Source organism: Muriicola sp. (genome assembly GCF_041567615.1).
In the GTDB taxonomy this organism is placed as follows: Bacteria; Bacteroidota; Bacteroidia; order Flavobacteriales; family Flavobacteriaceae; genus Muriicola.
The window spans coordinates 1-10497 of sequence record NZ_JBFGBM010000084.1; the positions used below are offsets into that span (position 1 = coordinate 1).

8 protein-coding genes are annotated in these 10497 nt (G+C 51.1%); 5 read left to right on the top strand and 3 right to left on the bottom strand.

Translation table 11 applies throughout. The features are described 5' to 3' along the window. Positions 1-1252, bottom strand: a 1252-nt coding sequence (locus ABYP73_RS07335) for a RagB/SusD family nutrient uptake outer membrane protein (protein ID WP_372973880.1), incomplete at its 3' end; no start/stop codon positions are given. A gap of 10 nt (positions 1253-1262) precedes the next feature. Beyond that, positions 1263-4184: a SusC/RagA family TonB-linked outer membrane protein gene (locus ABYP73_RS07340; RefSeq protein WP_372973881.1), complete on the bottom strand. Its 2922-nt coding sequence runs from the start codon at positions 4182-4184 to the stop codon at positions 1263-1265. A gap of 181 nt (positions 4185-4365) precedes the next feature. On the opposite strand from ABYP73_RS07340, the gene aspS reads away from it, so the two are divergent. The 4 genes from aspS to ABYP73_RS07360 all read left to right on the top strand — a co-directional run bounded on the left by aspS (position 4366) and on the right by ABYP73_RS07360 (position 8513). Next, complete coding sequence (gene aspS / locus ABYP73_RS07345; RefSeq protein WP_372973882.1) at positions 4366-6117, top strand: aspartate--tRNA ligase; 1752 nt, start codon at positions 4366-4368, stop codon at positions 6115-6117. A 61-nt stretch (positions 6118-6178) separates the two neighbouring features. Next, positions 6179-7966, top strand: coding sequence for a chloride channel protein (locus ABYP73_RS07350; RefSeq protein ID WP_372973883.1), 1788 nt, complete (start codon positions 6179-6181; stop codon positions 7964-7966). A gap of 1 nt (position 7967) precedes the next feature. Further along, positions 7968-8243, top strand: coding sequence for a hypothetical protein (locus tag ABYP73_RS07355; protein WP_372945421.1), 276 nt, complete (start codon positions 7968-7970; stop codon positions 8241-8243). Positions 8244-8318: 75 nt separating this feature from the next. Continuing rightward, positions 8319-8513, top strand: a complete 195-nt coding sequence (locus tag ABYP73_RS07360; protein WP_188369971.1) for a cold-shock protein — start codon at positions 8319-8321, stop codon at positions 8511-8513. A gap of 60 nt (positions 8514-8573) precedes the next feature. Here ABYP73_RS07360 and ABYP73_RS07365 read toward each other — a convergent pair whose 3' ends face one another. Further along, positions 8574-9023 carry a nucleoside deaminase gene (locus ABYP73_RS07365; RefSeq protein WP_372945422.1) on the bottom strand — a complete coding sequence of 150 codons (450 nt, stop codon included), beginning with the start codon at positions 9021-9023 and terminating at the stop codon, positions 8574-8576. Between the two features lie 73 nt (positions 9024-9096). On the opposite strand from ABYP73_RS07365, the gene ABYP73_RS07370 reads away from it, so the two are divergent. Further along, positions 9097-10497: 1-deoxy-D-xylulose-5-phosphate synthase (locus ABYP73_RS07370; protein ID WP_372973884.1), on the top strand; the 1401-nt coding region annotated here is incomplete at its 3' end.

Here is a 10497-nt window from a genome sequence, read left to right on the forward strand (position 1 = left end):
ACAGGTTATACCTCCTCAAGTCGAACATACGGTGGTTCTCACACCAGAGGGAGTACCTCCTTTGCCTTAATAATTCTGTTGTAAGTTCCTCAGCTGTATACGGAGCGATCGTTGTAGGCATATCAGGTAGGTTCGCTGAATTCCTGATCACATTAAGTGCATTTTCCGCTTCTGTCAGATCATTGGTCAGGATATTCGCTTCCGCATAGACCAGGATGAGCTCTTCATTTCGGCACATATCGATAGGCGAAATATTGGAGGGATAGAGAGCAGTCTGGTAAGCCCCGGACAGATCATCCTGAGTGGTGGGATTAGATCTGATCAGTGTCTTGCTGTCTACCCGGGTATCTCCTGCCTCCGCATCGGCTATAAAGGAATCATGGACAATGATCTGGTCCCCGTTGTTGTCAGGGATCTTAAACAGTCCGTTGGTCTGGTCCCCACTGTCCAGGCTGAACACGTGCTTAGGTCCGATGTTGAGGTCCCCTCCCAGATCAAAATAAGAAGCATTGAGGGCGGTCAGAGCGGCTCCCCCGTCACCGGCATATACGGCAGCTACTGCAGCCGTGGCCCTGTTGAACTGGGCAAAGGTGCTGGGAGTATCGAAACCGTCAAAGCCTGCCAGAGGGAAGGAAAACTCAGATCCGGCACTGTTGAGGTCAGAAAGCGCCTCATCGAGCAAAGCCCTTACCGCCGAGAGGGCAGCATCGAACTCAAGGATGGGACCCAGGTTATCCGGGTCGGCCACGTCTATTCGGGCCCGGTTGTACATCTTCAAAACCTCTATCAGCTCAAAGGCGATGATCGTTTTGGCAAATCCCCTGTATCCGGCCTTCTGTGTATCTGTCACCGAAGTGGTGTTGTCCAGGGACTGCAACAGGATATTCGCATTCTTGATCGCGACATACCTTCCCCCCCACGGAGCCGTGGAATAAAAGGAGTTGTTGTCGAGATTACCGCCGTTGGCCCCCAGCAAGTCGCCCGTATTCCTGGGATCCGCATCAAAGAGATACAATTCCCTCGCCATGGTTCCCGAGGCGGTTGTCTGTATGGGAAGTGAATTCCTCATGGCCGATTCTACGCCCACTACCAGGTTGTTGAGCTGATTCTCAGAGGCATCGGTCAGAACCCCGGCCAGACTGGGCCTGTTCGGGTCTACCTGTTCATCAAAGGAACAGGCGGAGATAAAAGCACCAAGGAATACCAAGAGCGCCAAACCTCCTATTGATTTATATTTCTGTATGATTTTCATCGCTATTTTTTTAGAAATTAACATTTAAGTGAAAATAGAACTGTTTGGTACTCGGGAAAGGCGTTACCTCTATCCCTGAAGACAGACCGGCTCCACCGTTCGTAGAGGTTTCCGGATCGTAGCTTGTGTAATCGGTAATGGTGAATATGTTCCTTCCGGAAACCCCGAGTTTGACCCCGGTCACCGTGTCTCCAAAAAATTCCAGGGCACTGGATGGCAACCTGTAATAGATCGCTGCTTCCCTCAGCCTAAGGTATCCGGCCGGTTCCACAAAACGCTCGGCGACAAATCCAAGACTTGTACGCTCCTGGGCTTCCGGGGTGTCGAGATCCGGAGTAGTTCCACCCAAATCCGTCAGCAACTTGGAAAGGTTGATGTTATTCCCTCCTTTTTTCCATTGTAAGAGGAAGGAAACATCCCATTGTTTCGCGATGGTAAAGTTGTTAAAGAAGCCCATCTGAAAATCCGGTTCCACGTTTCCTATCTGGGTAGGCACGCCATTTACATTCCCGGCCAGCTGGGTCACCGGCTTGCCTTCTTCGATATAGAAGGTTCCCAGTCCGAGACCAAAACCGGCACCGGGTTGTGGGAAGGGAGGCACATCGAGCCTGGTAATCTCAGATCGGTTTAACCACCAGTTGATATTGGAGCTCCAGAAGAAGTTATCTTCCTGAACCGGGTTCACGGTGATCCCAACCTCAACCCCGTAGTTCTTAAGGTCGGCCAGGTTGGTGGTCTCCGACCCGAATCCTGAAGAGGTCGGCAGCACCCTGCTCAGCAGCAGATCGCTCACATTCCTGTTATAGTAGGTGACCTCCAGATTTACTTTGTTAAAGAGTCCGGCATCAAACCCGACCTCAAATTCTGAAGAGGTCTCAGGCTCAACATTTGGATCCCCTTTAAGTGCCGAAATCGATGATCCTCCGACCCCTCCTATCGACACCTGATTGAGTCCTGTAAAAGCAGAACCAAAGGCTGCGGATGAACCCGTCTCCCCATAGGCTGCCCTCAGCTTGAGCCTCTGCAGGGCTCCTTCAGTCCAGAAATCGAAATTGTGAAGGTTCACAGCGAGTGAGGCTTTGGGGAATCCGTAGTATTTATTGGGATCCCCGTTGAGAGTCGATTTGTCTAAACGATACCCCACGGTACCGATCAGCCTGTCCATGTAATTTCCTTCCACCTGGGCGAAATAACCGAATTCCTTTACCACTGAGGTGTTTTGGGTGATGGCCTGGGCTGATCCCTGACTCAGATTGGTCTGGTTTGGGATCAATTGGGTCGACTGGTTAAAGATCAAGTCTGCCTGCTGTTCCAGATAGGATATACCGGCCTGAGAAGTAAGACCCAGATCTCCTCCCATGGCATTGTGGTTCCAAACCGCGATCCCCTGGTAGTTGAAGTTGGTAAAGTTGTTCTTTCCAACACCGATGAATCCGTTCTGGTTACCTCGCTGTGCCTGATGGGTCTCAGGAACATAGACGAATGTCTCGTTCGCCAGGAAATCAGCTCCACCATTAAAGATGAGCTTAACGGCGTCGTCTCCTGTATTCAGTACATTGGCCTCCAGTTTGATCCCCTGGATAAAACGGTTGTTCTTATCCTCGTTCCTCGCCTGATCCCTCACAAAAATCGGGTTACCTGAGTAGTTCGGGTTATCCGGATAGGCCCCGGTCTCATCGGGAAAAAGGTTGATCCACGGCCTGGTAAAGGCCAGGGTGTACCCGTAACTCAATCCGCCTTCGTTCTCATTACCTGTAAAACTCCTGCTGGAGCTGCTCCTCACATAGTTGGAAGAAGCCGAGAAATTGAAGGTATTGGAAATTTTGTGATCGATATTGGCTCTTAAGGAGAATCGATCGAAACCGGTATTCTTGATGATCCCTTCCTCATCCCTGTAGGAAGCCCCTACATAGAATTTGGTTTTTTCATCTCCCCCGCTGGCACTGATGCGTGTATCCGTGATCAGACCGGTTTCACCATAGATGATGTCTTCGTAATCAAAAAGGCCACCGGCAGCGATAGCCTGGTTGTAAAGGGTGACCTCAGCAGCACCAAAAGTGTCTTCCACACTCTGAGCTGTCCAGGGTCTCAGCCCCAATTTTTTAATGATGGTATTAAACCCGGTATCCTGACTGAATTTTACTTCGGTCTTTCCCTGGCTACCGCGTTTGGTGGTGATGATCACAACCCCGGCATTCGCCCGCGTTCCGTAAATGGCCGCTGCAGAAGCTCCTTTGAGGACCTCAATGTTCTGAATATCGTTGGGATCGAGGTCGGCGATTCTGTTGGCCGAGTTCTCCTCATTCCCCCTGTTGGCTCCTGAGGCAAATCTCAGTCCCGAAGGGATCTCTGAGTTGTTCACATATACCCCGTCAACAATATAAAGGGGCTGGTTGTTCCCGTTGATCGAAGAGATACCGCGCAAACGCAAGGCAAATCCCCCACCGGGTGCTCCTGAAGACGAAGTGATATTCACCCCGGTCAGTTTCCCGTAGAGTGCTCCATCCAAGGTCGACTGGGCGGTGGTCCCTACCAGTTCATCATTGGAGACCGTCGCCACCGCATTGGCAAGGTTACTTCGCTTAATAGATGTTCCCAGACCGGTCACGATGACCTCGTCTAGTCCGGTCGCAGATTCAGCCATGGCCACGTTTAGGGTTGTAGGTCCCTCCACGGTCAACTCCCTGGTCTCATACCCAAGGGATGAGAAGACCAGAGTGGCTGGAAAACTGTCCACGTTGATCGAGTAATTTCCGTCGAAGTCGGATACCGCCCCTCTGGAGGTGCCCTTAACCACGACGTTCACCCCCGCGAGGGGGCCTCCGTAACTGGAATCCGTAATGTTCCCACTTACTGTTCCCTGCGAAAACCCTAGAATGGGCAACGCTAAAAACAACCACAGGAACGTCTTTCCAAGTAGTTTTTGTTTCATGTTGATTTAGTTTTGAGTTAGATTTTTGACATTCCAAGGTAATGAAGATTTTTTAACCTCAAAATCTATTTGCCGTTTTCTTTGGTTTCCCTCAAGGGAATAAATCCCCAAAAATCAATTGTAAATTGGGGGTTGAGCGCATTACTTCTTACATTTGCCGCATCTAAAATTCGGATATTCAATGTATAGAAGTCACACCTGTGGTGAATTGAGAAAAACGCATATCGGCACCGATGTAGTGCTGAGTGGATGGGTACAGAAAGTGCGGGATAAAGGTTTTGTGGTTTGGGTGGATCTCAGGGACCGTTACGGGATCACGCAGCTGGTATTTGACGAGGAGCGTACATCCGCCGTTTTGCTGACCGAAGCCAGGAAACTGGGCCGGGAATTCGTCATTCAGGTCCATGGCTCCGTAATCGAACGGGCTTCCAAAAATCCACAACTGCCTACCGGTGAAATTGAGATCCTGGTCACCGAACTGAAAGTGCTTAATTCGGCTCTCCTCCCCCCCTTCACCATTGAGGATGAGACAGACGGAGGCGCCGATCTCAGGATGAAGTACCGCTACCTCGATATCCGGAGAAATCCCGTAAAGGAGAACCTTATCTTCAGAAGCAAGGTGGCCATGGAGGTGAGGAATTACCTCTCTGCCCAGGGTTTTATCGAAGTGGAAACCCCTTATCTCATTAAATCCACCCCGGAGGGCGCACGCGATTTCGTTGTGCCGAGCCGGATGAATCCGGGACAGTTCTACGCCCTGCCCCAGTCTCCCCAGACCTTTAAACAACTCCTGATGGTAGGGGGTCTGGACAAATACTTTCAGATCGTAAAATGTTTCCGGGATGAGGACCTGAGGGCCGACAGGCAGCCGGAATTCACCCAGATCGATTGTGAAATGGCCTTTGTAGAACAGGAAGATGTATTGAACGCATTTGAAGGCCTGACACGTCATTTGCTAAAGGCGATCCGCAATGTGGAGGTCGACAAGTTCCCTCGGATGACCTATGACGAGGCTGTGCAGACCTACGGGAATGACAAGCCGGATATCCGCTTCGATATGAAGTTTGCCGAACTCAATAAAATAGCCCAGCACAGGAATTTCCAGGTCTTCAACTCCGCCGAACTTGTGGTTGGGATCGCCGTTCCCGGGGGCGCTGCCTTTACCCGAAAGGAGATCGATGGGATCATCGACTGGCTTAAACGGCCACAGATCGGCGCCAAAGGGATGGTTTATGTGCGCTGTCTGGAAGACGGTAGTTTTAAGTCGTCCGTTGACAAATTCTACGAACAGGAAGATCTCAAGAATTGGGCAGAGGCCACCGGTGCCAAACCTGGCGACCTTGTTTGCGTGCTGTCCGGGGAGACCGATGTGACCAGGACGCAGCTAAGTGCCCTGCGTATGGAAATGGCAGAACGCCTGGGGCTCCGTAATCCTGAGGAATTTGCCCCCCTCTGGGTGGTCGATTTTCCCCTTCTCGAGAAAGATGAGGAAACCGGAGATTACCACGCCATGCACCACCCCTTTACATCTCCCAAGCCGGGTCAGCTCGAATTGCTCGACACGGATCCCGAGGCCGTCAGGGCCAATGCTTATGACCTGGTGCTAAATGGAAACGAGATAGGGGGCGGGTCCATCAGGATTCACGATAAAAAAGTGCAGGGCATCATGTTCAGGCACCTCGGATTTTCAGAAGAAGAGGCCAAGGCCCAATTCGGATTCCTCATGGATGCCTTCCAGTATGGCGCTCCTCCTCACGGCGGCATCGCCTTCGGATTAGACAGGCTGGTGGCAATCCTCGGAGGGCAGGAGACCATACGGGATTTCATCGCCTTCCCGAAGAACAACAGCGGGCGTGACGTGATGATCGATGCCCCTGCACCTATTGATAAGGACCAGCTCGAGGAACTGAATTTGCGTCTAAGGCAGGATTAGACTTATCGAATCCACAGGGCAGATTTGAGAACTGCCCGATCTTAAATGAGGTAAAATCGACATGCAGAAACGGATCAAGATTCTGTTTTCACGATTTTTCAAATGGAGGTATAAACATATCTCCAACAAGACCTTTATCCATATCATGAGCGTGGCCGTGGGCTTTCTCGCGGGCCTGGCCGCAGTTACCCTGAAAAATACCACGTATTTTATCGAGGCCCTGGTCGACCGCGGCATCCATTTTTTCAGTACCCAGCTCTATTTTATAAGTCCGATCGTAGGCCTCACCCTGGTATATCTCTATGTGAAGTACGTCCACAGGGAGAAGCTGGAACACGCCATCTCCTCCATCCTTCTGGCCATGTCAAAAAAGAAGGGGATCATCAGTGTAAAAAAGATCTACACCCCTTTGATCACTGCCCCGCTTACGGTAGGGTTCGGGGGTTCCGTGGGACTTCTGGGTCCTGCCGTAGCCTCAGGGGCCGCCCTGAGCTCCAATTTGTCGCGCTTCCTGCATATCAATGCCAAAACCCGTTCCCTGCTTATCGCCTGTGCTTCTGCCGGAGCCATCGCATCGGTCTTTCAATCACCTATTGCGGCCATCATCTTTGCCGTGGAGGTGTTCAGCCTGGACCTGACCATGATCTCTCTGCTTCCCCTGCTCTTTGCCTCCATCTCAGGGGTGCTTACCTCTTATTTTTTCCTGGGGGATGAGACCTTGTTCTTTTTTAATATCACGGAAAAATTCCAGATCCGGGACACGGCATTTTATATCCTGCTGGGGGTGGGTACGGCCTTTGCCTCCATCTATTTTACCAAGATGTATTTCGGCATCCTGCAGTTCTTTAGAAGGTTCAGAAGCCCCAAATACAAACTCCTGGTAGGCGGGATCGCGATTGGGGTCATGCTGTACTTTATCCCTCCTCTTTACGGGGAAGGATTTGGTTTTATCAATCATCTGCTGGACGGGAATTCCCTCCAGGCCCTGGGAAAGACCCCTTTTGATGAGTACACATCCAATATCTGGGTGGTCATCGCCCTGCTTTTCGGCATCACCATCTTCAAGGCGGTAGCCATGACCACTACCTTTGCTGCGGGAGGTGCCGGCGGGATCTTTATCCCGACCATGGTCATGGGCAGCACCCTGGGGAATGTGGTCGCCAAGGTGATCAACAACATAGGAATGGGCTTTGAGGTCAATGAGAGCAACTTCACCCTGATCGGGATGGCCGGACTCATCGCAGGTGTGTTGCACGCCCCTCTGACGGCCATATTCCTGATCGCTGAGATCACAGGGGGGTATGAACTTTTCGTCCCGCTGATGATCACATCGGCCATCTCCTTCCTGATCACCAAGAACGCCATGGACCACACCATCTATACCCGGGAACTCGCCAAGGCAGGAGCCCTCATCACCCATGACAAGGACCAGACCGTACTGACGCTTATGCAACTCGACGACGTCATTGAAAAGGATTTCAAAACAGTGAACCTGGAGATGACCCTGGGGGAGATGCTGCATCAGTCCGTAGCAAAATCAACCCGAAATATTTTCCCGGTGGTCAACAAAGAGGAGGTCCTTGTGGGTATCGTCCTGCTGGATGATGTGCGGGACTTTATGTTCGACACCACCTTGTACGACAAGATCCTGGTGGAAACACTGATGCACAAGGCACCGGAACACATATTTTACGAATCGGACAGCATGCAGGCCGTAATGCAAAAATTCCAGGACAGCAGTGCCTGGAATCTGCCCGTGATCCGGGATGGGAAATACTACGGCTTTGTCTCCAAATCTAAATTACTCACGGCCTACAGGCGCAAGCTGATCAATTTTACAAAGCAATAACATGCTCAAAAGCAAATATCTCATTACGGCTATTGTTCTGCTCTCCCTGGGAGCCATCATCTACGGTTTTATCGTTATAGGGGAACAACCCGCCCTGGGCAACAAGTGTATTGGTTTCGGAACCGTAGGCCTGTTTCTCCTGGCCATGCCGCTCTTCCTGCTGAAAGAGAGCAAAGGAAAGAAGGTGAAGGATTATATGCTGACCGAAGACAACATTCGTAAAATGAGGGAAATCGAAGAGAAAAAGTCCAGAAAAGACTCTGCCTCAACCAAATAATGGGGATTCCTCTGTTTCATCTGCCCAAAATTCCATATTTTAGTAGTACTTATATCATTTATTAATCTTTATTGGATGACTGGAACAGTAAAATTTTTTAATGAATCCAAAGGTTACGGATTCATTACCAACGACGAGACCGGAAAAGACATCTTCGTTCACGCCACCGCCCTTAATGGGATTGAGCTTAACGAGGGAGACAAAGTAGAATACGAAGAAGCAGAGGGGAGAAAAGGAATGGTTGCCGCCAAGGTACAGGTGGTAAGCTGATATATTTTATTTTGATTGAAGGCTAAGCACCCGTTTACATACGGGTGTTTTTTTTTGTGCTTAATTCAGGTTACGCCTCTGGATAAAGAACCGCTTTAGCAGTTCACTGGCTTCCTTTTCCATCACCCCGGTACTGATATGTGTCTTGGGATGCAGCTTTCCCCCTGAGGCGGAAAAGCCGCGCTGAGGATCCGGAGCTGCATAGACGATCCTCGGTATCTGGCTCCAGTACAGGGCTCCGGCACACATCAGGCAGGGTTCAAGGGTTACATAAAGCGTACAGTCGTACAGGTACTTTCCTCCCAGGAAATTGGAAGCCGCTGTGATGGCGAGCATCTCGGCATGGGCCGTGACATCGTTAAGCCGTTCGGTCTGGTTGTGGGCCCTGGCTATGATCCTTCCCTGTACGGAAATGACAGCCCCAATGGGCACTTCCCCTTCTTCAAAGGCAAGCTCAGCTTCCTGCAGAGCCTTTCTCATGAAATACGCATCGTCGAGTATGAGATCCATGGGATCAAAAATACAATTTTCATCAATGGGGCAATCCCCTTGAAAACCGAATTAGTGTACCTTTGTCCCCTGTATGAAACTCCTGGATTCCATACATAGTCCCGAGGATCTCCGCAAACTGCCAGAGGAGAAGCTGATCGCCCTTTCCGGGGAACTCAGGGAATTCATTATCGACATCGTTTCGGCCAAGGAAGGTCACCTGGGAGCAAGCCTTGGAGTTGTGGAGCTCACCATTGCCCTCCATTACATCTTTAATACCCCCCATGACAGACTGATCTGGGATGTGGGCCATCAGGCCTATGGGCATAAGATTTTGACCGGCAGACGACCCCGTTTCAACACGAACAGGCAATTCGGCGGGATTAGCGGTTTCCCGAAAAGGGAGGAAAGCGAGTATGATGCATTCGGTACCGGACATAGTTCCACTTCCATTTCGGCTGTTATCGGGATGGCCCTGGCAGCCAGGCTGAAAGGGGACAATGAGAGGGAGCACATCGCGGTGATCGGGGACGCTTCCATTGCCAGCGGTATGGCTTTCGAAGGGCTGAACCACGGAGGGGTACTGGACGCCAACCTTCTGATCATCCTGAATGACAACGCCATAGGCATCGACCCCAGTGTGGGAGCCCTGAAGAGATACCTGACCAATGTAAAAAAAGGAACCGCCAAGGAAGAAAATATCTTCGAATGTCTGAATTTCAAATATTCAGGACCGGTAGACGGTCATGACCTGCCGGCCGTAATGGATGCATTGCGCAGGATGAAACAGATCAAAGGGCCGAGATTGCTTCACCTGATCACCACCAAGGGAAAGGGACTGAAGCAGGCAGAGGAGAACCAGATCATCTATCACGCCCCGGGCAGATTCGACAGAAAAACGGGGGAACTCACCCCCTCCTCTTCTTCGGGACAGCCCCCGAAGTACCAGGACGTTTTTGGACTTACCCTGGTAGAACTTTCAGAAAAAAATGATCGCATAGTAGGGATCACTCCGGCCATGCCGACGGGCAGTTCCCTGAAATATATGATGGAGGCTTTCCCGGATCGGGCATTCGATGTCGGGATCGCAGAACAACATGCGGTGACCATGGCTGCAGGGATGGCGGCCGAAGGCCTGATCCCTTTTTGTGCGATCTATTCCACCTTTCTCCAAAGGGCCTATGACCAGGTCATCCACGACGTGGCACTTCAGGATCTCCCCGTGATCTTTTGCATAGACCGGGCGGGACTCGTCGGGCAGGATGGGGCCACGCATCACGGGGCCTATGATCTCGTTTATTTGCGCTGCATCCCGAATATGATCATTTTTGCTCCCATGAATGAAACAGAGTTGCGCAACATACTCTTTACGGTACAAAAAGGCGCGGACCACCCTGTCGCTATCCGTTATCCCAGGGGCAGAGGAGTGATCTCCGGGTGGCGCACCCCATTTGAGACCATCCCCATAGGCAGTTCCAGGGAATTGGTGAGGGGA